This is a genomic window from Kitasatospora sp. NPDC002522 (assembly GCF_053595195.1).
This window is the reverse complement of the sequence record NZ_JBSFXE010000024.1, coordinates 71,926-96,257: the sequence shown is the minus strand read 5'-3', so window position 1 is coordinate 96,257 and position 24,332 is coordinate 71,926. Positions and strand designations below refer to the sequence as shown.

The 24,332-nt window shown below is 73.9% G+C and carries 23 protein-coding genes; 13 read left to right on the top strand and 10 right to left on the bottom strand.

Going from position 1 to position 24,332, the window contains the following annotated elements:
* Nucleotides 1-85: 85 nt before the first annotated feature.
* Entirely contained in the window at nucleotides 86-574 is a 489-nt protein-coding gene (locus ACWD4U_RS21300; RefSeq protein WP_363453889.1) for a GNAT family N-acetyltransferase, read from the bottom strand.
* A 220-nt stretch (nucleotides 575-794) separates the two neighbouring features.
* Here ACWD4U_RS21300 and ACWD4U_RS21295 point away from each other — a divergent pair, with 220 nt between their 5' ends.
* Nucleotides 795-1,631: a chitosanase gene (locus tag ACWD4U_RS21295; RefSeq protein ID WP_363453891.1), complete on the top strand. Its 837-nt coding sequence runs from the start codon at nucleotides 795-797 to the stop codon at nucleotides 1,629-1,631.
* 114 nt (nucleotides 1,632-1,745) lie between these two features.
* Here the strand turns inward: ACWD4U_RS21295 and ACWD4U_RS21290 are convergent, their stop codons facing one another.
* On the bottom strand, nucleotides 1,746-2,609 hold the full coding sequence (locus ACWD4U_RS21290) for a 3-hydroxybutyryl-CoA dehydrogenase (protein WP_363453893.1): 864 nt from the start codon (nucleotides 2,607-2,609) through the stop codon (nucleotides 1,746-1,748).
* 256 nt (nucleotides 2,610-2,865) lie between these two features.
* On the opposite strand from ACWD4U_RS21290, the gene ACWD4U_RS21285 reads away from it, so the two are divergent.
* Complete coding sequence (locus ACWD4U_RS21285; protein WP_363453895.1) at nucleotides 2,866-3,681, top strand: SDR family NAD(P)-dependent oxidoreductase; 816 nt, start codon at nucleotides 2,866-2,868, stop codon at nucleotides 3,679-3,681.
* Between the two features lie 29 nt (nucleotides 3,682-3,710).
* On the opposite strand, the gene ACWD4U_RS21280 is transcribed toward ACWD4U_RS21285, so the two are convergent.
* From ACWD4U_RS21280 to ACWD4U_RS21265, 4 genes are all read right to left on the bottom strand, one after another.
* Nucleotides 3,711-4,706, bottom strand: coding sequence for a ketopantoate reductase family protein (locus ACWD4U_RS21280; protein ID WP_363453897.1), 996 nt, complete (start codon nucleotides 4,704-4,706; stop codon nucleotides 3,711-3,713).
* 79 nt (nucleotides 4,707-4,785) lie between these two features.
* Nucleotides 4,786-5,619: a polysaccharide deacetylase family protein gene (locus ACWD4U_RS21275; protein ID WP_363453899.1), complete on the bottom strand. Its 834-nt coding sequence runs from the start codon at nucleotides 5,617-5,619 to the stop codon at nucleotides 4,786-4,788.
* Between the two features lie 64 nt (nucleotides 5,620-5,683).
* The gene (locus ACWD4U_RS21270; RefSeq protein WP_363453901.1) at nucleotides 5,684-6,238 is read right to left on the bottom strand and encodes an EamA family transporter; all 555 of its coding nucleotides are present in this window, start codon (nucleotides 6,236-6,238) and stop codon (nucleotides 5,684-5,686) included.
* Nucleotides 6,187-6,624 carry an EamA family transporter gene (locus ACWD4U_RS21265; protein ID WP_363453903.1) on the bottom strand — a complete coding sequence of 146 codons (438 nt, stop codon included), beginning with the start codon at nucleotides 6,622-6,624 and terminating at the stop codon, nucleotides 6,187-6,189. Before ACWD4U_RS21265 ends, ACWD4U_RS21270 begins: the two co-directional genes overlap by 52 nt.
* 113 nt (nucleotides 6,625-6,737) lie before the next feature.
* Between ACWD4U_RS21265 and pdxR the strand changes: the two genes are divergently transcribed.
* Nucleotides 6,738-8,117, top strand: coding sequence for a MocR-like pyridoxine biosynthesis transcription factor PdxR (gene pdxR / locus ACWD4U_RS21260; RefSeq protein ID WP_363453905.1), 1,380 nt, complete (start codon nucleotides 6,738-6,740; stop codon nucleotides 8,115-8,117).
* 89 nt (nucleotides 8,118-8,206) lie between these two features.
* On the opposite strand, the gene ACWD4U_RS21255 is transcribed toward pdxR, so the two are convergent.
* Nucleotides 8,207-9,151, bottom strand: a complete 945-nt coding sequence (locus ACWD4U_RS21255; RefSeq protein ID WP_363453907.1) for a rhomboid family intramembrane serine protease — start codon at nucleotides 9,149-9,151, stop codon at nucleotides 8,207-8,209.
* A 208-nt stretch (nucleotides 9,152-9,359) separates the two neighbouring features.
* Nucleotides 9,360-10,571 (bottom strand): methyltransferase, encoded by a 1,212-nt coding sequence (locus ACWD4U_RS21250; protein WP_363453909.1) that lies wholly within the window; start codon nucleotides 10,569-10,571, stop codon nucleotides 9,360-9,362.
* A 490-nt stretch (nucleotides 10,572-11,061) separates the two neighbouring features.
* Here ACWD4U_RS21250 and ACWD4U_RS21245 point away from each other — a divergent pair, with 490 nt between their 5' ends.
* Nucleotides 11,062-12,030, top strand: coding sequence for an ADP-ribosylglycohydrolase family protein (locus ACWD4U_RS21245; RefSeq protein WP_363453911.1), 969 nt, complete (start codon nucleotides 11,062-11,064; stop codon nucleotides 12,028-12,030).
* Between the two features lie 148 nt (nucleotides 12,031-12,178).
* Here ACWD4U_RS21245 and ACWD4U_RS21240 read toward each other — a convergent pair whose 3' ends face one another.
* Entirely contained in the window at nucleotides 12,179-13,399 is a 1,221-nt protein-coding gene (locus ACWD4U_RS21240) for a beta-ketoacyl-[acyl-carrier-protein] synthase family protein (RefSeq protein ID WP_363453913.1), read from the bottom strand.
* Between the two features lie 155 nt (nucleotides 13,400-13,554).
* Between ACWD4U_RS21240 and ACWD4U_RS21235 the strand changes: the two genes are divergently transcribed.
* Nucleotides 13,555-13,974, top strand: coding sequence for a TraB/GumN family protein (locus tag ACWD4U_RS21235; RefSeq protein WP_363453915.1), 420 nt, complete (start codon nucleotides 13,555-13,557; stop codon nucleotides 13,972-13,974).
* A gap of 75 nt (nucleotides 13,975-14,049) precedes the next feature.
* Nucleotides 14,050-15,561, top strand: a complete 1,512-nt coding sequence (locus tag ACWD4U_RS21230) for a hypothetical protein (protein ID WP_449787257.1) — start codon at nucleotides 14,050-14,052, stop codon at nucleotides 15,559-15,561.
* Between the two features lie 35 nt (nucleotides 15,562-15,596).
* On the opposite strand, the gene ACWD4U_RS21225 is transcribed toward ACWD4U_RS21230, so the two are convergent.
* Entirely contained in the window at nucleotides 15,597-16,376 is a 780-nt protein-coding gene (locus ACWD4U_RS21225) for a class I SAM-dependent methyltransferase (protein ID WP_363453919.1), read from the bottom strand.
* Nucleotides 16,377-16,480: 104 nt separating this feature from the next.
* On the opposite strand from ACWD4U_RS21225, the gene argC reads away from it, so the two are divergent.
* The 7 genes from argC to argH all read left to right on the top strand — a co-directional run bounded on the left by argC (nucleotide 16,481) and on the right by argH (nucleotide 24,211).
* Nucleotides 16,481-17,509, top strand: a complete 1,029-nt coding sequence (gene argC, locus ACWD4U_RS21220) for an N-acetyl-gamma-glutamyl-phosphate reductase (RefSeq protein ID WP_363453921.1) — start codon at nucleotides 16,481-16,483, stop codon at nucleotides 17,507-17,509.
* Nucleotides 17,510-17,529: 20 nt separating this feature from the next.
* A complete protein-coding gene (argJ, locus tag ACWD4U_RS21215) occupies nucleotides 17,530-18,684 on the top strand; it encodes a bifunctional glutamate N-acetyltransferase/amino-acid acetyltransferase ArgJ (RefSeq protein ID WP_363454051.1) in 1,155 nt (384 codons plus the stop codon).
* A gap of 19 nt (nucleotides 18,685-18,703) precedes the next feature.
* The gene (gene argB, locus ACWD4U_RS21210) at nucleotides 18,704-19,636 is read left to right on the top strand and encodes an acetylglutamate kinase (protein WP_363453923.1); all 933 of its coding nucleotides are present in this window, start codon (nucleotides 18,704-18,706) and stop codon (nucleotides 19,634-19,636) included.
* Nucleotides 19,633-20,832, top strand: coding sequence for an acetylornithine transaminase (locus tag ACWD4U_RS21205; protein WP_363453925.1), 1,200 nt, complete (start codon nucleotides 19,633-19,635; stop codon nucleotides 20,830-20,832). Before argB ends, ACWD4U_RS21205 begins: the two co-directional genes overlap by 4 nt.
* A gap of 25 nt (nucleotides 20,833-20,857) precedes the next feature.
* A complete protein-coding gene (locus tag ACWD4U_RS21200; protein WP_363453927.1) occupies nucleotides 20,858-21,409 on the top strand; it encodes an arginine repressor in 552 nt (183 codons plus the stop codon).
* A gap of 106 nt (nucleotides 21,410-21,515) precedes the next feature.
* Nucleotides 21,516-22,709 (top strand): argininosuccinate synthase, encoded by a 1,194-nt coding sequence (locus ACWD4U_RS21195; RefSeq protein WP_363453929.1) that lies wholly within the window; start codon nucleotides 21,516-21,518, stop codon nucleotides 22,707-22,709.
* 80 nt (nucleotides 22,710-22,789) lie between these two features.
* Nucleotides 22,790-24,211, top strand: coding sequence for an argininosuccinate lyase (argH, locus tag ACWD4U_RS21190; RefSeq protein WP_363453931.1), 1,422 nt, complete (start codon nucleotides 22,790-22,792; stop codon nucleotides 24,209-24,211).
* Nucleotides 24,212-24,332 lie beyond the last annotated feature (121 nt).

Sequence of the window (24,332 nt, the reverse complement as noted above, 5' to 3'; positions counted from 1 at the left end):
AGGGGTTGCTCGCGCAGTTCCTCGCGCCCCTGGCGGGGCGCGTCTTGGCGGGGCGTGGTCTCGCGGGGAGCGGTCTGGTGGGGCGTTACAGGGGGCGGTGCATGATGTGGAGGCCGACGTAGCCGTGGCGGGGGTGGTGGAAGCCTTCGGGGACGGTGCCGAGGATGGTGAAGCCGAGGGACTGGTAGAGGCGGATCGCGGGGGTGTTGGTGGCGACGACGGCGTTGAACTGGATGGCGCGGTAGCCGGCTTCGCGGGCCCAGTCGAGGGTGTGTTCGCAGAGGGCGCGGCCGATGCCGCGGCCGGCGTGGTCGGGGTCGACCATGAAGCTGGCGCTGGCGACGTGGTTGCCGTTGCCCCACTGGTTGTTGTTCATCTTGGCGGTGCCGACGAGGGTGCCGTCGTCGAGGGTGGCGACGACGGTGCGGTGGGGGGCGGGGAGCATCCACCAGTCGCGGGCGGTGTCGGCGGTGAGGTCGGCGGGGTAGGTGAAGGTCTCCCCGGCGGCGGTGATGCGGTGGAAGAACGGCCAGACGGCGGGCCAGTCGGCGGCGGTGGCGGTGCGGATCTGCATTCGGCCCAGGATGCCTGCGAACGGCCCGTGGGGCGAGCGATTTGCGTGGCGGCGGCGACCGCCGACGTATGTTGAGTACCTGACAGATCGGGCCAAGGGCCTTGCGGTGGCGGGGAACTGACGGTTCAATCCTGGTTAGGAAAGTTTCCTAACGCAAGCTTTCCCACCCCCACTCCCTGCGGGCACCCCCATGCCCGCAGCCCGGCAGACGGAGCGTCAGATGGGCAGCAAGCACCGTACCTCCCGCACCACCCGGGCCGCTCTCGCGGTCCTGATCGCCGCCCTCCCGGTCACGGTCGCCGGTGTCGGCGTCGCGAACGCCGCCCCGGTGAGCGCGGTGGCCGGCGTCGGCCTGGACGACGCGCACAAGAAGGAGATCGCCATGGAGCTGGTCTCCTCGGCCGAGAACTCCTCGCTGGACTGGAAGGCGCAGTACAAGTACATCGAGGACATCGGTGACGGCCGCGGCTACACCGCCGGCATCATCGGCTTCTGCTCCGGGACCGGCGACATGCTGGAACTGGTGCAGCACTACACGGACCTGAAGCCGGGCAACATCCTGGCCAAGTACCTGCCGGCCCTGAAGAAGGTGAACGGCTCCGCCTCGCACAGCGGCCTGGGCTCGGCGTTCACCAAGGACTGGGCGACCGCCGCGAAGGACACCGTCTTCCAGCAGGCGCAGAACGACGAGCGCGACCGGGTGTACTTCAACCCGGCGGTGCGCCAGGGCAAGTCGGACGGCCTGCGGGCGCTCGGCCAGTTCATCTACTACGACGCGATCGTGATGCACGGCCCGGGCACCGACTCGGACAGCTTCGGCGGCATCCGCGCGGCGGCGATGAAGAAGGCCAAGACCCCCGCCCAGGGTGGCGACGAGGCGACCTACCTGAAGGCGTTCATGGACGCCCGCAAGGTCGTCATGAAGAAGGAGGAGGCGCACGCGGACACCAGCCGCGTCGACACCGAGCAGCTGGTGTTCGTCAACGCCAAGAACTTCGACCTGAACCCGCCGCTGAAGTGGAAGGTCTACGGCGACCCGTACCAGATCAACAGCTAGTCACCCCCCCGGAACGTCCGGCCCGGTGCTCGCGGGTGACGCCGGGCCGGGCACGGACGCACTGCGGCCGCCTCCCACGACGCGTGGGGGCGGCCGCAGTGCGTTGACGGTCCGTCAGGCGGTGTAGTCGTAGAAGCCGCGGCCGGACTTGCGGCCGAGCAGGCCCGCGTCGACCATCCGGGACAGCAGCGGCGGGGCGGCGTACAGCTGCTCCTTGTACTCCTCGTACATCGAGTCGGCGATGGAGACGATGGTGTCCAGGCCGATCAGGTCGCACAGGCGCAGCGGACCCATCGGGTGGGCGCAGCCGGCCTCCATGCCCTTGTCGATGTCGGCGGCGGTGGCGACGCCCGTCTCGAACATCCGGACCGCGGAGAGCAGGTACGGGACCAGCAGGGCGTTGACCACGAAGCCGGCCCGGTCGCGGGCGCGGATCGGCTCCTTGCCGAGCACCTGGATCGCGAACTGCTCGGCCCGGGAGGTGGTCTCGGCGGAGGTGGTCAGGGTGGGGATCACCTCGACCAGCTTCTGCACCGGCGCCGGGTTGAAGAAGTGCAGGCCGATCACCTGCTCGGGGCGGGTGGTGGCGGCGGCCAGCTTCACGATCGGGATGGAGGAGGTGTTGGAGGCGAGCAGCGCGTCCCGGCGGGTGATCACCTGGTCCAGGGTCTCGAAGATCTTGACCTTGATGTCCTCGCGCTCGGCGACGGCCTCGACCACCAGGTCGCGGTCGTGGAAGTCGGAGAGCTCGGTGGTGAAGGACAGTCGGGACAGCGCCTCGTCGCGCTCCTCCTCGGACAGCTTGCCGCGCCTGACAGCGGTCTCCAGGGAGTTGGTCAGCCGGGTCCGGCCCAGCTCCAGCGCCTCGCCGCTGGCCTCGGAGACCAGCACCTCCAGCCCGGAACGGGCGAAGACCTCGGCGATGCCCGACCCCATGAGGCCGCAGCCGACTACTCCGACGCGCGCGATGTCACTCACTCAGTTGCCCTTCACGTGGTGCTGGGGGTGGCCCAGCCGGGTGTGTCGGCGAACCGTTCGGCCTGGTGCGGCCGAGCAGTCGCCCGGACGACGGTACTACTCCGCTTAACGCCCGTTCACGCCGCCTCGCTCCCGGCCGCGGCAGGTCGGCCACTGCGCCGAACGGGTGACGGTGCCCCGTACGCCGCGCGCGCTCCCCGTGCGCCCCCGGCCAGCGGACAGAATGCGAGGGTTCCGCCGAGGAGGGAGCACGCAGATGACGGGATCGCTGGCCGGGCAGGTGGGGCTGATCACGGGTGCGGGGCGCGGCATCGGCCGGGAGATCGCCATCGGACTGGCCGCCGAGGGGATGTCCGTCGGACTGGTCGGCCGCACCCACGACAGGCTGATCGACACCCTGAAGCAGTGCGTCCGGCACGGCGCCCGCGGCGTCGCCGTCACCGCCGACGTCACCCGCCCGGGCGCCGTCCGGGAGGCCGTCCGCGCCGTCGAACGCGACCTCGGCCCGGTCGACCTGCTGATCAACAACGCCGGGCAGGTCGACCGCGACGAGACCCCGATCTGGGAGACCGACCCCGCCCAGTGGTGGCAGGTGGTGGAGACCAACCTGCGCGGCCCGTACAACCTGCTGCGGCACGTGCTGCCCGGCATGGTCGAACGCCGCCGCGGCCGGGTGATCAACCTCAACAGCGGCTTCGCGCTGCGCCCCGACGGCAACTACACCGCGTACGCCACCTCCAAGGGCGCACTGCTGAAGCTCACCGACAACATCGCCGACTCGGTCGGCCGGCACGGCGTCGTGGTGCTCGACATCAGCCCCGGCGCGGTCGCCACCGACATGACCGCCGGCATGCCGATGTTCCGCGACATGAAGGCCTGGGGCTCCATCCCGTACATGGTCGCGGTCACCGTGGACGCCGCCCGCGGCCGGTTCGACGGGCTGCACGGGCGCTTCCTGCACGCCGGACGCGACAACCTGGAGACGCTGGTGGCCTCCGCCGCCGAGATCCGCGCCGCCGACGCCCGGACGCTGCGGCTGCGCCCGTACGGTCCGGACGACCCGATGGCGTGACGGGGCGTCGGCGCGGCGGTGGCGGCCCGTCAGGGCCGCAGCAGCGCGGCGAGCTCGGACTCGGGGAGGGTGCCGGGGGCGCGGCCCTCGCGGGCGAAGGCGCCGGCCAGCTGCTGCAGGGCCGCGTTCAACGGGGTCGGGACGCCGTGCAGGCGCCCGAGCAGGACCACCTCGCCGTTCAGGTAGTCCGCCTCGATGTCACCGGTGCCGCGCTTCAGGCTCTGCCAGGACGAGCCGCCGCCGCGCTCCTCGCCCGCCAGCGGCTGCAGGACGATCCGCTCCCCGCGCACCCGGCGCTGCTCCTCCGCGGACGTGTGGTCGATGCCCGCGGCGGCCAGCACCGCCCGGCCCTCGGCCTGCACCCGCTGCCACACGGCCTCGCGCAGCTCGCCGTCGATCGGCCCGGCCACCGCCTCCAGCGCGTTGCCGAGGTTGCCGAGCAGCTTGGCGTACTTCCACTCCATCACCCGCCCGCTGACCGGCGCGTCGAAGTACGAGTCGGCCAGGTCCGCCGCGATCCGCTCGGCGGTGGCGTCCCGCCCCTGCGGGTACCGGCCCACGTGCAGCACGCCGGAGCACGGGGTGCCCGCCGCGGAGACCCGGCCCGTCTCCAGGTGGGTGGACGGCAGCCACACGCACATCCCGTACACCCGGGCGAAGCGGCGCAGCGCCAGGCGCTCGTTGGCGACGCCGTTCTGCGCGCAGACCACCGGCAGCCGCTCGGCCGCGGTGCCGCCACCGGCCACCGGTCGGGGCGCCCACTGGTCCAGCAGGGCGGTGGTGTGCTGGGTCTTCACGGCGAGGACCAGCACGTCCTCGGGCGTCAGGTCGAGCTCGTCCGGCCCGCCGACCGCCGGGACGGGCAGCCGGTGCGCGCCGTCGGGCGTGGTCAGCCGCAGACCGTCCGCGCGCAGCGTGGCCAGGTGGGCGCCGCGGGCGACCAGGACGACGTCGCGGCCGCTCTGGTGGAGCCGTCCGCCGATGGTGCCGCCGACCGCGCCGGCGCCGAGGATCACATAGCGCATGGGGTGAGCATGGCATGCGGCCCGGTCGGCAGGTGACGGCGGGTCAGGCGGGGGCGGGCGGGCGGCGCCGGCGGGGTGGTCAGGCGCAGAGCTCGGAGGCGGTGACGGCGTGCAGGCCCTTGGCGGCCAGGGCGTCCAGGATCACCGGGAGGGCGGTGACGGTGCCCGGGTGGCCCATGTGCAGGGCGACCACCGAGCCGGGGCCGGCCGCCTTCAGCACCCGGTTCTGCACCGCCTCGGCGCCGGGGTCGGCGTAGTCGTGCGGGTCGATGTCGAAGGACAGGACGTGCTGGTAGCCGACCTGCCGGGCCTGCTCGCGGATCATCGCGTTGGCGAACTGGGTCGCCGAGGGGCGGAACCAGCGGCCGATCGAACCGGTCAGCCGGTTCAGGCGCTCCGCGCACTGCGCTATCTCGTCGTGCGCCTGCTGCGGGCGCATCGAGGAGATGTCCAGGTGGTTCTGGGTGTGGTTGCCGAGCTCGTGGCCGCCGGACAGGATCCGCTCCGCCATCTGCGGCTGCTGGTCCAGCCAGCTGCCGACCGCGAGGACGGTCAGCCGGGCTCCGCGCTGCTCGGCGGCGGTCAGCAGCGCGGTGGCGATCGCCGGGTCGCCCTGGCCGTGGAAGGTCAGCGCGACGTTCGGCCGGGTGCGCGGCCCCGTCACCACCTCCTCCGGGGTGCCCGCCGCGAGCGGCGGCAGCGCGAAGGTCGCCGTCGGCGTCGGGCTGGGGCTCGGCGTGACCGGCTCCGGCGATTCGGCCAGGTGCGTCGGCTGCGGGCGGGCCGCCATCGAGGAGGCCTCGGCGGTCGCGTGGTCGGAGGCGTCGCCGCAGGCCGCGACGAGGCCGCCCGCCGCGGTGAGCGCGGCGAGCCGGGCGGTGGAACGCAGCACGCTGCGCCGGTCGACAGTCATCGCCGCCCACCCTATGCGCAGTTGTCGACCCGCATACAAACGCCCGCCCCCGGACGAGTGGCGTTCAGGCGACGGGCGCCGCGGGTTCGGCTGACGCGGCTGACGGGGTGTCGGGCGGCACGGGAGCGGGGCGGGGCGCGGCCGGTGCGGGCGGCGTCCGGGTGGGCCCGGCCAGCAGGGCCAGGGTGACCAGGGCGGCGCCGAGGAACTGGACGGGTGTGGGCGTGACGGAGGTGAGGAGGGCACCGGACAGGGTGGCGGTGAGCGGGAGCAGACCGCCGTACAGGCCCGCGTGGTCCGGGGTGAGGCGGGTCAGCGCGGAGTACCAGAGCAGGAACGCGCCGCAGGTCAGCGGGAGGGCGAGGTAGAGCAGCGCGAGGACCTCGGCGGTGGTGGGTGCGCGCAGCGGGCCGGGGGAGAGCAGGGCGGCGACGGCGAACAGCGGGACGGCGAGGGCGGTGGTGTAGGCGGAGACCCGGACCGGGCCGAGGCGGGGCAGCAGCGGGACGGCGAGCAGCGAGAAGGCGGCCTCGCAGAGCAGGGTGCCGGTGGCGCAGAGCAGGCCGGTCAGGTCGCCGGAGCCGTAGCCCTGGGTGAGCGCGGCGCCGACCACGACCACCGCGGCCGACGGCGGGCCAGCAGCGGGCCGAGCACGCCGAGCAGCAGCGGGGTGCAGCCGACGACGCTGCCGACCACCGCGGCGTCCGTGTGCCGCAGGGCGGTCACCAGCAGCAGGTTGAAGGCGAGCAGCCCGGTCGCGGCCAGCGCGAGCAGCAGGCCGAGTTCCCGGCCCGTCAGCCGGCCGGGCAGCGGGCCCTGGCGGCGGGCCAGCGGGAGCAGCACCGCGGCGGCCAGCGTGTAGCGCAGGGCCTGACCGGCGGCGACCGGGTACGCGCTGAAGGCGGCGGTGACGCCGGTCGAGCAGCCGAGCAGGGTCATCGCGGCGGCGGCACGCAGCGCGCCGGCCGTCGCGGGGGCCGGGGAGGGGATGGGGGTGGGCGGCATGTCTGTCACGCTAGGCAACGGGTGGTCCGGTTCCCAGGACCAGTCGGCGTCCGGTGGAGAGGACCAATTCGGCGGGGCCCGGACGGTCCGCGGTCGGTGGAGAGGGCGGGTGGATGCGGGTGCGTGAGCTGCTGATCGTGCTGGACCACGGGCGCGGTGAGCTCACCGGGCAGCTCACCCGGGCGCTGCGGGAGGCGGTCCGGGACGGGCGGTTGGCGGCCGGGGCGCGGCTGCCGGCGACGCGGGTGCTCGCCGCCGAACTCGGCGTCTCGCGCGGCGTGGTGGTCGAGGCGTACGAGCAACTGGCCGCGGAGGGCTACCTGGTGGGGCGCCAGGGTTCCGGGACCCGGGTCGCGGCGGGGGTCGGCGGTGCGCGGGCGGACGGGCCGGTGGCCCCGGAGGCGGCGGTGCCCGCGTACGACCTGATGCCGGGGACGCCCGACCTCGGGCTGTTCCCGCGGGCGGCGTGGGCGGCGGCGGTGCGGCGGGCGCTGCAGACGGCGCCCCACCGGGATCTCGGGTACGGGGACCCGGCCGGACTGCCGCGGCTGCGCGGGGAGTTGGCGTCCTACCTGGGCCGGGTGCGGGCGGTGGCCGCCGGGGTGGAGCGGACGATGGTGGTGGCGGGTGTCGGGCAGAGCCTGTCGCTGTTGGTCGGGGTGCTGGCCGGGCACGGGTACCGGCGGATCGCGGTGGAGGACCCCGGTTCGCCCGGCGCGGTGGAGCTGCTGCGCGCCCACGGGGTCGACCCGATCGGTGTGCCGGTCGACGAAGAGGGCCTGATGGTGCGCGAGTTGGCGGCGAGCGGCGCGGACGCGGTGCTGGTCACCCCGGCGCACCAGTATCCGACCGGGGTGGTGCTGTCCGCGCGGCGGCGCACCGAACTCGCCGCCTGGGCGCGGGCCGGCGGGCTGGTGATCGAGGACGACTACGACGCCGAGTTCCGCTACGACCGCGAACCCGTGGGCGCCGTCCAGGGGTTGGCGGTGGAGCGGACCGTCTACCTCGGCTCGCTCAGCAAGACCCTGGCGCCCGGGCTGCGGCTCGGCTGGGCGGTCCTGCCGGGCCGGCTCGCCGCGGAGTTCCGGGAGGCCAAGCGGTACGCCGACCTCGGCACCGGGGCGGTCGACCAACTCGCCTTCGCCGCACTGCTGGAGAGCGGCGGCTACGACCGGCACCTGCGCGCCGTCCGCCCCCGCTACCGGGCCCGTCGCGACGCGCTGGTCACCGCCCTCGGCGTCCACCTGCCGCAGGTCGAACTACGCGGCGTCGCCGCCGGGTTGCACCTGTACGCGGAGCTCCCCGACGGGCTCGACGAAGCCGCGCTGGTGGCCGCCGCGCTGCGCCGCGGGGTGCGGGTCGCCGCGGTCGCGCCGAGCCGGATCACCCCCGGGCCCGGGGCGATCGCCCTCGGCTACGCGGGCGTCGCCGAGCAGCGGCTGGCACAGGCGGCGGCGCTGCTCGGGGCGGCGGCCGCCGCCGTGCTCGGCTGAGGGTGCTTGCGGCTGTGCTCGGCTGACGGTGCGTGCGGCCGTGCCCGGCTGATGGTGCGTGCGGCTGTGCCCGGCTGAGGGTGGGTGTGTCAGGGGCTGTTCAGGGCCGTGGTCTTGAGTACGGCCAGGGCGGCCAGGAAGGCGAACACCAGGACGACGCCGACCAGTTGGACCGCGTTGCGCTGCTGCCGCGGCGCGTAGGCCAGCGCGTAGCCGGTGGTCAGGCCGGTGACCAGGCCGCCGAGGTGGCCCTCCCAGGAGGTGAAGCCCGCCGAGATGACCATCCAGATCACGAAGGTGACCATCAACTGGCTTCCGCCGAGCGGGTCGTAGTGCATCCGGCGGCTCAGCACGAAGTAGCCGCCGGCCAGGCCGAAGATCGCGCCGGACGCGCCCAGCGAGGGCTGGGTGGGCGCGACCAGGTAGGCGAAGACCGAGCCGCCGAGACCGGAGAGCAGGTACAGCGCGCTGAAACGGAGCACGCCGAGGCGCTCCTCCACCACCCGGCCGAGTATCCACAGCCAGTACATGTTGAACAGGATGTGGGTGATCCCGAACAGCCCGGAGGTGGGCTGCAGGTGCAGGAAGGTGCCGGTGATCAGCCGGTACCACTCGCCGTGCGCCACGCCGATGGCGGTGAAGCCCGACGGGGTGTACGGGAGGTTGTTGACGTAGTGCTGCCCGTCCGGACCGAGCAGCGCGGTGCCCAGCACGTCGAAGTGGTCGACGATCTCCGGGCGGGCCAGCTCCAGCAGGTAGGCGATCACGTTCAGCGCGATCAGTACGATGGTCGCCCACGGCGTCGCGCTGATCCGCCCGCCGAACGCCGTCCGGGCCTGCCGCACGCTCTGGTGCCCGGACTTCACGCACTCCACGCACTGGTATCCGACCGCGGCGTCCTTGCGGCAGTCCGGGCAGACGTTGCGGTCGCAGCGGGTGCACCGCACGTACGACTCGCGGTCCGGGTGCCGGAAACAGGTCTGCGGCTGCGCCTCGGGAGCGGGTGCCCCCTCGGCGGCGTGCGTGGCGTCCATGGCAAGGCCCTCCCCTTGACGGCGCCGCCAGGCCAGGTCCGACGCCGGACCGGCCACCGACCGGAGGTCCGCGGCGAAACGGCGCTCACCCTAGGGCATCGCGCGGACGGGTGAACGGCGGGGTGGCCGATCGACGTGCAGCTCAGCGCCTCTGCGCTATGGGCCGCGCTCCTTGGGCAGCTCGTCCCGGGGCGCTTCTCGGGGGCGGTCAGCGGACGGCGCTGAGCACCACGAACTTCGGGTTGCCCGCCACCAGGCGGGAGTTGCCGAAGATCCGGCGGAGCTTCACGTGGTAGGCGAGGTGGCGGTTGCCGACCACCCGGAGCTCGCCGCCCGGGCGCAGCACGCGGCGGGCGCCGGTGAACATCCGCCAGGCGATCGCGTCGGTGGTGGCCTGGTGGGAGTGGAACGGCGGGTTGAGGAGCACCACGTCCGCCGAGGCGGAGGGCACGTCGGCGAGGCCGTCGCCGACCTGGAAGTCGGCCTTCGCGTCCGGCCCGAGGTTGCCGCGGAAGGTCTCCTCGGCGGACGCCACGGCCTGGAACGACTCGTCGAGGAAGAGGAGTTCGGCCTGCGGCTCGGCCAGCGCGGCGGCCGTGCCGACGATGCCGTTGCCGCAGCCGAGGTCCACCACCCGCTGCCCGGCGCGCAGTTCGGGCAGGTGCTGGAGGAAGAACCGGGTGCCGATGTCGAGCCGGTCGGCGCAGAACACGCCCGCCTGGTTGGCGACCTGACGGTCCGACAACACGCCGATGCCGTCCGGCAGCCGGTAGCGCAGCGGCCACGGGTTGGCGGCCCGCACGAGCTCCGGGTCCGGCGTGGTGTGGATCAGCCGGGCCTTGCGCACCGCCAGGGAGGTGCGGGTCGGGCCGAGCAGCCGCTCGAACAGCTGGAGCGTGGAGGTGTGGATCTCCGTCACCATGCCGGCGCCGACCACCACCGTGCCCGCGTGCAGCGACGGCGCGAGGCGGTGCAGCTGGTCCTCCAACAGCGCCAGGCTCTTCGGCACCCGGACCAGCAGGACGTCGATCCGCGGCGGCGGCGCGTCCTGGGTGGTGAGCAGCCGGACCCGGTCCGTGTCCGCCTTGTTGCGCTCCAGGTTGGCGGCGGTGGCGCGGGTCGCCAGGTAGGAGTCGGTGACCAGCGTCACCGTGGCGTCCGTGCGGGTGCCTGCGGCGTCTGCGGCGTCAGCGGCGTCTGCGCTGGTCAGGGCGATGGTGAGCGCGGTGGTGAGGGTGCCCCAGCGGTCGCCTAGCACCACCACCGTCCCGTCCAGCGGCACGGGGGCGGCGCCGTCCGGCCCGTGCAGGTGGCGGAGCAGGTACTCGTCGGCGGCGTCCCAGGCGCGCAGTTGCTCGCGCGGACTCACGGGGAACCGGGCCAGCTCGAGCTCGCCCCAGGCGGTGGTGAAGAGGTTCATCGTGCCTCCAGGCTAGCGGAGCGCGGCGGCGAGAAGGGCTGGTGGCGGGGCATGCGAGGCCCCGCGGGCAGCTGACGGTCCGTCACCGGGCCGCGGCACTGGACGCCAGCGGCTGACCTCGGCGGTGGACCTCGACCAGGTCGGGGGTCCCGGGGTCGGCCGCCACGAGATCACCTGTCGTCGATGAGGTCGTCGCGGGGGCAGGCGAGCCCGGGCGGCTGGCCCGCCGCTATGTGTACTGGCTGGCCGGGACGCGGGTGTCGCTGGTGGGCGACGCGGCGCTGGCGTGACCCTCGGCCGGCTGACCGCGACGACCGGCCCCGCCACCGCCCTGTGCGCCGCCCTCGGCTGCGCGACCGCAAGCGCGGGCCTGGCGTCGCCCCGCCTGCGGACGGCCCGTCAGCCAGCCCCCTGAGCCGGACACCCTCCCGCCTGGTTGCCCCGGGCGGTGGTGGATCATCGTGGCCCGGACACCGGAGGGAGCGGGCGGATGGACAGGTTCGAACGGGTGGCCGGTGCGGTGCTCGGTTCCGCCGTCGGTGACGCGTTGGGGGCACCCTTCGAGTTCGGGCCGGCCGGGATGTTCGGCGCGCGGTTCCCGCCGGTGGCGGACCCGGCGGACGCGGACGGTCCGGGTGAGTCGGAGATGTGCGGGGGCGGCGGGTGGGAACCCGGAGAGGCCACGGACGACACGCAGATGGCCGTGCACCTCGGCGAGTCACTCGTCGACGCGGGCGGGCTCGACCTGCCGGACGTCTTCGCGCGATTCCGGGCGTGGGCGGCCGGTGAGCCCAAGGACATCGGCATCCAGACCGAGTACGTCCTCACCAGCGGACTGCCCTGGGACCTCGCCGCCGCCGTCCACTTCAACAACGAACTGCGCGCCGCCGGAAACGGTGCGCTGATGCGGGCCACCACCGCCGCCGTCCGGTTCGCGCCGGAGGGCCGTGAGAAGACCATGGCGGCGGCCCGGCAGATCACCGCGCTCACCCACGGGGACGGCGCCGCGTGGGAGGGCACGGCGATCTACCACGAGCTGGTCCGGGTCGCCCTCGACGGCGAGGATCCGGTCGACGCCCTGCCCGCCGCGCTCGCCGCCGTCCGGGACGAACACCGCGAGCGCTACGCGCGGGTGCTCGCGTCGGACTGGGATCCCAGCCGGGCCACCGAGGCGAACGGGGCGGTCTGGCCCTGCCTCGGCTCCGCCGTCTGGGCGCTGCGCACCACCGGCAACTTCGCCGACGCCCTGCGCGCGGTCATCGACCTCGGCGGTGACACCGACACCACCGCTGCGGTGACGGGCGGTCTGGCCGGTGCGCGGTACGGCCGGGCGGCGATTCCGGCGCGCTGGTTGGCGCCGTTGCACGTTCCGCTGCCGCCGACCGGGCGCGTGCTGCGGGTCGGGGAGTTGACCCGGCTCGCTGCGGCGCTGGATCCGGAAGCCGGGCGGGTGAACTGACGCATCGTCAGTACTGGTGCTGCAGGGGTGCGGCGGCGGTGGTAGTGGGCGGCGAGGAGCGGACCAGGCGCTGAGGCTGAGGGCGATCACGTACCACCGTTCGGCGGGCGCGGTGTGAGGGGAGGGCCGCGTCGGATGTGGTGGGGCGTCAGTCGGCGGTGGTGAAGACCAGGCTGGCGTTGTGGCCGCCGAAGCCGAAGGCGTTGGTGAGGGCGGCGCGGGTGGTGAGGGGGCGGGGGGTGGTGGTGATGAGGTCGAGCGCGGCTGCGGGGTCGGGGTGGGCGAGGTTGCGGATGGCGGGGGCGAGGCCGTCGTGGAGGGCGCGGACGGTGGCCAGGGCGGCCAACGAGCCGGCGGCGCCGAAGAGGTGGCCGGTCATGGACTTGGTGGCGGTGACGGCGGGGCGGTGGGGGCCGAAGACGCGGCCGAGGCTGTCGGCCTCGGTGAGGTCGCCCTTGGGGGTCGAGGTGGCGTGGGCGTGGACCAGCCCGATCGCCTCGGCGGGCAGCGCGGCGTCGGCGAGGGCGCGGCGCATCGCCCGGGCCTGGCCGTCGGGGTGGCCGGCGGTGATGTGGTGCGCGTCCGAGGTGACGGCGGCTCCGGCGAGCGCGGCGTAGGCGCGGCGGCCCGCCGCGTGGGAGGCGCGTTCCAGCACCAGGACGGCGGCGCCCTCGCCGATCACGAAGCCGTCCCGGTCCAGGTCGAACGGGCGGGAGGCGTGGGCCGGGTCGTCGTTGCGCAGCGAGTGCGCGCGGGCCTGGGCGAACCCGGCCAGCGGCAGCGGGTGCAGGCACGCCTCGGTGCCGCCGGCGATCACCACGTCGGCCCGGCCGAGGCGGATCAGGTCGAGGCCGAGGGCGATCGCCTCCGCGCCCGAGGCGCAGGCGCTGACGGGGGTGTGGGCGCCGGCCCGGGCGCCGAGGTCGATGGAGACCCACGCGGCGGGCCCGTTGGCCATCAGCATCGGGACGGTGTGCGGCGAGACCTTGCGCACCCCGGAACGCTCCAGCACGTCGTTCTGCCCGAGCAGGGTGAGTGCCCCGCCCGTCCCCGTGCCGATCACCACCGCCAGCCGCTCCCCGTCGACGGCGGGCGCGCCGGCGTCCGCCCACGCCTCGCGGGCGGCGATCAGGGCGAGCTGCTCGCAGCGGTCCAGCCGGCGGGCCTCGACCCGGTCCAGCACCTCGGCGGGTTCGACGGCGAGCTGCCCGGCGATCCGGATCGGCAGGGCCTCGGCCCAGTCCCGTTCGAGCGGCCGGATGCCGTTCGCCCCGGCCAGCATCGCCGCCCAGGTGGCCTCGGCGGTCCCGCCGAGCGGGGTGGTGGCCCCGAGTCCGGTGACCAGGACGGGGGCGGTCTGCTGCTGCACTGGCGTCACTCCCTTTGTGGTGGCCGCACAATGATCCACTTCCCGGCGGATGCCCGGGGTGCGCGGCGATACCGACTCTGCCAGGGCAATCCGGCCAGGCCTGGTACCGGGCGACACCATGTCGCGCCGGGAAGGTCTGTGGAGACCTGACAGGTTTGGCTGACCGGTCGTCAGGGGAGCAGCCGGTCAGCCGGCGGCCAGGTAGGCGTGCAGCGCGGCGGCGAAGTTGTTCGGCGATCGCGCTCGGGGAACACGACCTGCGCTGGGCGAGCGCAGGCTCGCTGCTGGAGAACCGGCTCGGCAGCGGCTACGCCTTCGCGGCCACCGCCTTCGGCATCCGCGCCGAGACGGACCGCCCCGGCCCCGACACCGTCGAGGGCGTGCTCGCCACCCGGCCCGAGCCGCGCACCGTCATCGACCCGCGCCGCCTCGATGTGCCCGCACTGGCGCGGGAGTTGAGCCCGCGCGTGCCCGCCGACCACACCTACTTCGGCCTCGACCCGGCGACGCTCGACCGGCTGGACGCGGTGGTCTTCGTGCGCGAGATCCCCGCGCCGCGGCAGTGGTGGACCTGACGCCCGCACCGCGGGCCGGTCGGCGGCCGCGGGACGGGCGATACCCCCTGGCCGACCCGGCGCGGGTGGGGCAGGATGCAAACCGTGCGCCATCTGTGGGCCGGGCTGGCCGTCAACCCCGCACTGCCGCCCCGGGCGGTCGACCGGCTGATCGAGTACGCCGATCCGGAGCTCGCCGGTGAGCTGGCCGGTCGGCCGGACCTGACGCGCGGTCAGGTGGCTGCGCTGGCCGCCCTCGGCGAGGACGTGGCCGTGAAGCTCGCGCGCGCGGGTGCGCTGCTCGCGCAGGACGTCGATCCGCAGCGCCGGCCCCGCGCGGCCCTCGCCCTGCTGGAGGAAGGCCGGGCGCCGGTCGAATGGGCGCGGCGGCTCGCGGACCTGCCGGAGCTCCGGGCGGCCCTCGTCGCCTGCCCCGGGCTGCCCGCGGACGTCACCGCGCGCCTCGCCGAGGACGCCGACCCGGAGGTGGTCGCCGACCTCGGCTGGTACACCGTCGACCCGTCGGTCCTCACGCGGCTCGCCGCGCACCCGTCCACGCAGGTCAGGCGCGGCGCCGCCGCGAACGAGGCCACGCCGCCGGCCGTGCTCGCCGATCTGCTGGCCGACCGCCCGCCCGCGGGCAGCTGTCCGGTGTGCGAGCGGCACCCCGTCCCGTGGGCGCACGCACCCGACTGCCAGGACGTGGACTGCGGCCTGCCGCCCGGCGCGTACTGCGACGGCACCCACGCGTGGGCGCGGCAGGACATCCGGTTGCTGGTGCTCGGCAACCCCGCCGCGCCGACCGAGGCCGTCGCCCGGCACCTGGACGAACCCAGCCTGCTGCTGCGGATCGAGCTCGCCCGGCGGACCGACCTCGACGCCGCCGCGTACGCGCACCTCGCCGTCGACCCCGTCCCGTGGCTGCGGTGGACGATCGCGGAGAACCCGGCGGTCGGCGAGCCGCTGCTGCGCGTCCTCGCCGAGGACGACAGCGACGACGTGCGCCGCCGGGTCGCCCGCCATCCGCGCGTGCCGCTGGACGTCCTGGACCGGCTCGCCGGCACCGTCAAGCTCGGGCCGAACCTGGTGCAGCGGATCGCCGCCGCCACCGAGGAGGAGGTCCGGCAGCTGGCCGCCTCGCCCAACCCCGGGCTGCGGGTGCTGCTCGCCCAGCGGCGCGACCTGCCGGCGGACGTCCGCGACGCCCTGCTCGCCGACCGGGACGCGAAGGTCGCCGGCGCCATCGCCGGGCACCCCGGCCTGGAGGAGGCCCGGCTGCGGGACCTGCTCGCCCGGTTCGGCCGCCAGGTGGCCACCTCGATCGCGGCCAACCCCGAGGCGACGGCCGCACTGCTCGCCGAGATCGTCCGCGCCGAGAGCCCGAACGTCCGCGCGCTTCGGGCCGTCGCCGTGCACCCGCACGCCGACGGGGCCAGCCTGACGATCTGTCTCTCCGACCCCAAGGCCAAGCTGATCGCCGCCCGGCACCCCGCCCTCCCCCCGCAGATCCTCGCCTGGCTCCTCGACGACCCCGACGAGGCGGTCGCCGAAGCCGCCGCAGCCAACCCGGCACTGCCGGAGGAGGACCGCGAACGCCTGATGCCGTGAGCCGGCTCCCGCTTTCGGTGCCACTCGACGGCGGGTCAGAGCCGCCGTACGCGCAGGACGCCGGTCTGCATCGGCAGGGCGAACTCGCCGTGGGCGGTCTCGGGGCGGCCGGCGAGGTAGGCGCGGATCCGGCCCAGCGCGGCCGCGCGGTCCGGTTCCGGGAGGACGAGCATGCCGGCGCGGGTGGCGAGGGTGGCGGTGAGGGAGTCGGCGGTGCGGCGCTGGCCGTGCGGGAACGCGGACTGCTCGGGGGAGCCGAAGAGGGCGGGTGCGGCGGTCTTCGGGAGGTGCATGGCGGCGGTCGCGGCACGCCAGGCCGCCGGGGTGTCGCGGGGGCCGACGGCCGCGGGGCCGCTGACCCGGGCGAGGCCGGCGACCCAGTCGACCTCGTCGTCGAGGAGGTTCCACAACCCGGCCAGGACGCCGCCGGGGGAGAGGACCCGGGCGATCTCGGGGCCCGCGACGGCCATGTCGAACCAGTGCATCGCGTTGCCCGCCAGCACGGCGTCCACCGAGCCGTCCGGCAGCGGGATCGCCTCCGCACTGGCCGGCAGGGCGCGGACGGCCGGCAGCGCGCGGCGCAGCTCGGCGAGCATCGCGGGGTCGGGTTCGACGGCGGTCACCTCGATGCCGAGGGCGGCGAGCGTGGCGGTGAGCTTGCCCGTCCCGGCGCCCAGGTCGAGCACCCGCGGGCCCGGCGCGGGGTCGAGCGCCCAGCGCACGGCCGCCCGGGCGTAGTCCGGGCGGTGCTCGGCGTAGGCGAGGGCGGCGGACCCGAAGGACGAGGCGTGGGCTGACTGTTCGTCATGTTCCATGCGGACACGCTAGGCCGCAGAGCCGGGCGTGGACGAACGTTTGGGTACCTTGCATGAATGTTCCGTGGTGCGTATATTCATGCTGGGATTCAGGAGGGAATGTCATGGCTTTGCGAGTTGCCGTCGCCGGGGCGAGCGGGTACGCGGGCGGCGAGGTGCTGCGGCTGCTGCTGGGGCATCCGGAGGTCGAGATCGGGGCGCTGACCGGCGGATCGAACGCCGGGACGGGGTTCGGGGCGCTGCAGCCGCACTTGGTGGGCCTGGCCGACCGGGTGCTGGAGCCGACCAACGCGGAGACGCTGGGCGGGCACGACATCGTCTTCCTCGGTCTGCCGCACGGGCAGTCGGCGGAGGTGGCGGCACAGCTGGGCGAGGACGTCCTGGTGGTGGATCTGGGCGCGGACCACCGGCTGAAGTCGGCGGCGGACTGGGAGCAGTTCTACGGCTCCGCGCACGCCGGCACCTGGCCGTACGGGCTGCCCGAGCTGCCGGGCCACCGGCAGGCGCTGAAGGGCGCGAAGCGGATCGCCGTGCCGGGCTGCTACCCGACCGCGGTGTCGCTGGCGATGTACCCGATGTACGCGAACGCCCTGGTGGAGCCGGAGGCGGTGGTGGTCGCGGCGTCCGGGACCTCCGGCGCGGGCAAGGCCGCCAAGCCGCACCTGCTGGGCAGCGAGGTGATGGGCTCGATGAGCCCGTACGGCGTGGGCGGCGGGCACCGGCACACCCCGGAGATGGCGCAGAACCTGACCCCCCTGGCCGGCGAGATCGTGACCGTGTCGTTCACGCCGACGCTGGCGCCGATGCCGCGCGGCATCCTGGCCACCTGCTCGGCGAAGGCGAAGCCGGGGACCACGCAGGAGTCGCTGCGCGCCGCGTACGAGAGCGCCTACGGGGACGAGCCGTTCGTCCGCCTGCTGCCGGCGGGGCAGTGGCCGCACACCAGCTCGGTGTACGGCTCGAACGCCGCCCTGGTCCAGGTGGTGCTGGACGAGCACGCCGGGCGGGTGATCGCGATCAGCGCGATCGACAACCTGGTGAAGGGCACCGCGGGCGGCGCGGTGCAGAGCATGAACATCGCCCTCGGGCTGCCCGAGGAGCTGGGTCTTCCGCTGAACGGAGTCGCACCGTGACGAACGGTCGGAACGAGAACATCGGCGTCACCGCGGCGAAGGGCTTCCGCGCGGCCGGCGTCACGGCCGGGATCAAGGCGTCCGGCACCCCGGACCTCGCGCTGGTGGTCAACGACGGGCCGCAGCGCGCCGCGGCGGGCGTCTTCACCTCCAACCGGGTCAAGGCCGCGCCGGTGAAGTGGTCCGAGCAGGTGCTGAAGACCGGCGAGCTGGCCGCCGTCGTCCTCAACTCCGGTGGCGCCAACGCCTGCACCGGCCCCGAGGGGTTCCAGGACACGCACGCCACCGCGGAGAAGGTCGCCGCCGAGCTGGGCGTCGGGGCGATCGAGGTGGCGGTCTGCTCGACCGGCCTGATCGGCGTCCGGCTGCCGATGGACAAGCTGCTGCCCGGCGTCGAGCAGGCCGTGGCCGCGCTGTCGCCGACCGGCGGCGCCGGGGCCGCGATCGCCATCAAGACCACCGACACCGTGCACAAGACCGCCCAGGTCACCAGCCCGGCCGGGTGGACGGTCGGCGGCATGGCCAAGGGTGCGGGCATGCTCGCCCCGGGCCTGGCCACCATGCTGGTCGTGGTCACCACCGACGCCGTGGTCGACGCCGCGGGCCTGGACGCCGCGCTGCGCGCCGCCACCCGCACCACCTTCGACCGGGTCGACTCCGACGGCTGCATGTCCACCAACGACACGGTGCTGCTGCTGGCCTCCGGCGCCTCCGAAGTCGCGCCCGGGCAGGCCGAGTTCGCCGAGGCCGTGCGCACCGTCTGCGCCGACCTGGCACGGCAGCTGATCGGCGACGCCGAGGGCGCGTCCAAGGACATCCGGATCGACGTGCTGAACGCCGCCACCGAGGACGAGGCGGTCGAGGTGGCCCGCACCATCTCCCGCAACAACCTGCTCAAGTGCGCCATCCACGGCGAGGACCCCAACTGGGGCCGCGTGCTGTCCGCCATCGGCACCACCGCCGCCGCCTTCGACCCGGACCGCCTCGACGTCGCGATCAACGGCGTCTGGGTGTGCAAGGACGGCGGCGTCGGCGAGGACCGCGAGCTGGTGAGCATGAAGGACCGCGAGGTCGTCATCACCGCCGACCTGAAGGCCGGTCAGGCCGCCGCCACCGTGTGGACCAACGACCTGACCGCCGACTACGTGCACGAGAACAGCGCCTACTCCAGCTGACCCGGGGGACGAGGGACCAGTGCAGATCGCACCCAAGGGCGAACAGGCCCGCAGCAACGCCGCGCTGCCCAAGGCGCGCACCCTGATCGAGGCGCTCCCCTGGCTGGAGCGTTTCCACGGCAAGACCGTGGTGATCAAGTTCGGCGGCAACGCCATGGTCGACGAGGAGCTGAAGGCCGCCTTCGCCCAGGACGTGGTCTTCCTCCGCTATGCCGGCCTGCACCCCGTGGTGGTGCACGGCGGCGGCCCGCAGATCAGCGCCCAGCTCGACAAGCTCGGCCTGGAGTCCTCGTTCACCGCGGGCCTGCGGGTCACCACCCCCGAGACCATGGACGTGGTCCGGATGGTGCTCGCCGGGCAGGTCCAGCGCGAACTGGTCGGCCTGCTCAACGAGCACGGCCCGTTCGCGGTCGGCATGACCGGCGAGGACGCGCACACCATGACCGCGGTCAAGCGCTACGCCGTGGTCGACGGCGAGCAGGTCGACATCGGCCTGGTCGGCGACATCGTCAACATCGAGGCCGGCGCGGTGAAGGCGCTGATCGCCGACGGCCGCATCCCGGTGATCTCCTCGATCGCCCGCGGCGCCGACGGCCACGTCTACAACATCAACGCCGACACCGCCGCCTCCGCCATGGCGGTCGCGCTCGGCGCCGAGATGCTGGTGGTGCTCACCGACGTCGAGGGCCTGTACAAGGACTGGCCGAACTCCGACGACGTGATCAGCCAGCTGACGGCCAGTGAGCTGGACGAGATGCTGCCCGGCCTGGCCACCGGCATGCTCCCCAAGATGGAGGGCTGCCTGCGCGCCGTCCGCTCCGGCGTCGGCACCGCGCGCGTGCTGGACGGCCGGGTGCAGCACAGCCTGCTGCTGGAGATCTTCACCGACGAGGGCATCGGCACCATGGTGGTGCCCGACGACGAGGCGACCGTACTGGGGGGCCTGGCATGAGCAACGCATCGATCACCGAGCGGTACCAGCACACGCTGATGCACAACTACGGCACGCCGCGGATCCCGCTGGTGCGCGGCGAGGGCGCGCTGCTCTGGGACGCCGACGGCAAGGAGTACCTGGACCTGGTCGGCGGCATCGCGGTCAACGCGCTGGGCACCGCCCACCCGGCGATCGTCGAGGCGGTCACCGCGCAGATCTCCACCCTGGGCCACGTCTCCAACCTGTTCATGGCCGAGCCGACCGTCCGACTCGCCGAGAAACTGGTCGAGTTGGCGGGCCGCCCGGGCCGGGTGTTCTTCTGCAACTCCGGCGCCGAGGCCAACGAGGCCGCCTTCAAGATCTCCCGGCTGACCGGCCGCACCCACCTGGTCTCGGTCGAGGGCGCGTTCCACGGCCGCACCATGGGCGCGCTCTCGCTGACCGCCCAGCCCGCCAAGCAGGACCCGTTCCGCCCGCTGCCCGGCGACGTCACGCACGTCCCGTTCGGCGACGTCGAGGCGCTGCGGCAGGCCGTCACCACCGACACCGCCGCGGTCTTCCTGGAGCCCATCCAGGGCGAGAACGGCGCCATTCCGCTGCCCGACGGCTACCTGCGGGCGGCCCGCGAGATCACCCGCGCCACCGGCACCCTGCTGGTCCTGGACGAGATCCAGACCGGCGTCGGCCGCACCGGCCACTGGTTCGCGCACCAGGCGTACGACGGCGTCGACCCGGACGTCGTGACCCTCGCCAAGGGCCTCGGCGGCGGCCTGCCGATCGGCGCCGTGCTCGCCTTCGGCGACGCCGCCGAACTGCTGAGCCCGGGTCAGCACGGCACCACCTTCGGCGGCAACCCGGTGGTCGCCGCCGCCGGACTCGCCGTGCTGCGCACCATCGAGGAGCAGGGCCTGCTGGAGCACGCCGCCAAGCTCGGCGAGCGGCTGCGCGTGGGCGTCGAGGCGATCGGCGACCCGCTGGTCGACCACGTCCGCGGCAAGGGGCTGCTGCTCGGCATCGTGCTGACCGCGTCGGTCGCCGCCCAGGTGCAGGCCGCCGCGCAGGACGCCGGGTTCCTGGTCAACGCGGCCGTGGCGGACGCGGTGCGGCTGGTCCCGCCGATGATCCTCACCGAGGAACAGGCCGACGCCTTCGTCGCCGCGCTGCCCGCGATCCTCCGAACGGTCCGCGAATCCGCCCCCGGCGCGAACAGCTGAGCGTCTTTCAGGAGAATCATCAGTTATGACCGCACCTCGTCCTGAGCCCACGCCGCCCGCCGGCCCGTCGCAGCAGGTCCCGCAGACCCGCACCGCGCGCCACCGGCGGATCGTGGACCTGCTGACCCGCCAGGCCGTCCGCTCGCAGAGCCAGCTCGCCAAGCTGCTCGCCGACGACGGACTGGTGGTCACCCAGGCCACGCTCTCCCGGGACCTGGACGAACTCGGCGCGGTGAAGATCCGCAACCGGGACGGCGCCCTGATCTACGCCGTCCCGGCCGAGGGCGGCGACCGCACCCCGCGCGCCCCGATGGGCGAGTCCGCCAGCGAGGCCCGGATGGCCCGGCTGGCGGGCGAGCTGATGGTCTCCGCCACCGCCTCCGGCAACCTGGTGGTGCTGCGCACCCCGCCGGGCGCGGCGCAGTTCCTGGCGTCCGCGATCGACGCCGCCGAGGTCTTCGAGGTCATCGGCACCATCGCCGGCGACGACACCGTGCTGCTGATCAGCCGCGACGCGGCCGGCGGGCAGGCGCTCGCCGACCACCTGATGCAACTGGCCCAGGCCAAGTCCGGGTAGCGCGTCCGCCGCGCGCCCGCCGGCACCGGTTTGTGAAACTCATACGCGGTCGTGCATACTTATGCCTAACGCCGCATGGAACCTTTGTAGTGAATGGGAGATAGCCGTGACCGAGCGCGTCGTACTCGCCTACTCGGGCGGTCTGGACACGTCCGTCTGCATCGGCTGGATCGCCGAGGAGACCGGCGCCGAGGTCATCGCCGTCGCGGTCGACGTCGGCCAGGGCGGCGAGGACCTCGAGGTGATCCGCCAGCGCGCCCTCGACTGCGGCGCCGTCGAGGCCGAGGTCGCCGACGCCCGCGACGAGTTCGCCAACGAGTACTGCCTGCCGGCCCTCAAGGCCAACGCCCTGTACCAGGGCCAGTACCCGCTGGTCTCCGCGCTGTCCCGCCCGGTGATCGTCAAGCACCTGGTCGCCGCCGCGCAGAAGCACGGCGCCACCACGGTCGCGCACGGCTGCACCGGCAAGGGCAACGACCAGGTCCGCTTCGAGGTCGGAATCCAGTCGCTGGCCCCGAGCCTGAAGTGCATCGCCCCGGTCCGCGACTACGCGATGACCCGCGACAAGGCGATCGCCTTCGCGGAGGCCAAGAACCTCCCGATCGTGACCACCAAGAAGAACCCGTACTCGATCGACCAGAACGTCTTCGGCCGCGCCGTCGAGACCGGCTTCCTCGAGGACATCTGGAACGCCCCGATCGAGGACGTCTACGAGTACACCCAGAACCCGGCCACCCCCCGCGAGGCCGACGAGGTCGTCATCACCTTCGAGGCCGGCGTCCCGGTCGCGATCGACGGCCGCAAGGTGACCGTCCTGCAGGCCATCGAGGAGCTCAACAAGCGCGCCGGCGCCCAGGGCATCGGCCGGCTCGACATGGTCGAGGACCGCCTGGTCGGCATCAAGTCCCGCGAGATCTACGAGGCCCCCGGCGCGATCGCCCTGATCACCGCCCACCAGGCCCTGGAGAACGTCACCGTCGAGCGCGAACTCGCCCGCTACAAGCGGCAGGTCGAGCAGCGCTGGGCCGAACTGGTCTACGACGGCCTGTGGTTCTCCCCGCTCAAGCGCGCCCTGGACGGCTTCGTCAACGAGGCCAACCAGCACGTCTCCGGCGAGATCCGGATGGTCCTGCACGGCGGCCGCGCGGTGGTCAACGGCCGCAAGTCCGACCAGTCGCTGTACGACTTCAACCTCGCCACCTACGACACCGGCGACACCTTCGACCAGTCCATGTCCAAGGGCTTCATCGAGATCTTCGGCATGTCCTCGAAGATCGCCGCCCGCCGCGACCTGGCCTGATCCACCGTCACCACCCGCCCCGGCCACCCGCGGTGGCCGGGGCGCCGCCACACTTACAGCACTTGAAGGAGCCCCACGCGATGACCGCCGAACAGCCCGCAGACGTCCGCCTCTGGGGCGCGCGCTTCGCCGACGGCCCCTCCGAGGCCCTCGCCAAGCTCTCCGCCTCGGTCCACTTCGACTGGCGGCTCGCCCCCTACGACATCGCCGGCTCCAAGGCCCACGCGCGCGTCCTGCACAAGGCCGGCCTGCTCAGCGACGAGGAACTGGCCGGCATGCTGGCCGGGCTGGACCAGCTGCTGGCCGACGTGGAGTCCGGCGCGTTCGTCGGCACGGTCGCCGACGAGGACGTGCACACCGCCCTGGAGCGGGGCCTGCTGGAGCGGCTCGGCGCCGACCTCGGTGGCAAGCTGCGGGCCGGGCGCTCGCGCAACGACCAGATCGCCACCCTGTTCCGGATGTACCTGCGCGACCACGCGAAGACCATCGGCGGCCTGATCCTCGACCTCCAGCACGCCCTGGTCGGCCTCGCCGAGGCGCACCCCGACACGGCGATGCCCGGCCGCACCCACCTGCAGCACGCCCAGCCGGTGCTCTTCGCCCACCACGTCCTCGCCCACGTCCAGGCCCTCGGCCGGGACGCCGAGCGGCTGCGCCAGTGGGACACCCGCACCGCCGTCTCGCCGTACGGCTCCGGCGCGCTGGCCGGCTCCTCGCTCGGCCTCGACCCGCAGGCCGTCGCCGCGGACCTCGGCTTCGAGCGCGGTTCGGTCGGCAACTCCATCGACGGCACCGCCTCGCGCGACTTCGTCGCCGAGTTCGCCTTCGTCACCGCGATGATCGGCATCAACCTCTCGCGGATCGCGGAGGAGATCATCATCTGGAACACCAAGGAGTTCGGCTTCATCACGCTGCACGACGCCTTCTCCACCGGGTCGTCGATCATGCCGCAGAAGAAGAACCCCGACATCGCGGAGCTCGCCCGCGGCAAGTCCGGCCGCCTGATCGGCAACCTGACCGGCCTGCTGGCGACCCTGAAGGCGCTCCCCCTCGCCTACAACCGCGACCTCCAGGAGGACAAGGAGCCGGTCTTCGACTCCTGCGACACGCTCGAAGTCCTGCTCCCCGCCTTCACCGGCATGGTCGCCACCCTGACCGTCCACCGCGAGCGCCTCGAAGAACTCGCCCCGGCCGGCTTCTCGCTCGCCACCGACATCGCCGAATGGCTGGTCAAGCAGGGCGTCCCGTTCCGCGTCGCCCACGAGGTGGCCGGCGCCTGCGTCAAGGTCTGCGAGGCCGAGGGCATCGAGCTGTCCGACCTGACGGACGCCCAGTTCGCCGCGGTCTCCCCGCACCTGACCCCGGAGGTCCGCTCGGTCCTCTCCGTCCACGGCGCCATCGCCTCCCGCAACGGCCGCGGCGGCACCGCACCGTCCGCCGTCGCGGTGCAGCTCGCCGAGATCAAGGCCGACCTGGCGACCCAGCAGGACTGGGTGGGCTGAACGCCGACTTCGCTGCACGCCGGACCGGTTGACACACCGTCAGCCGGTCCGGTGATGTGCGTGTGGCCGGCGCCCCGCCTGGATACGACCGGTGTCGCGACTCTGCGGGACCTCGCGGACG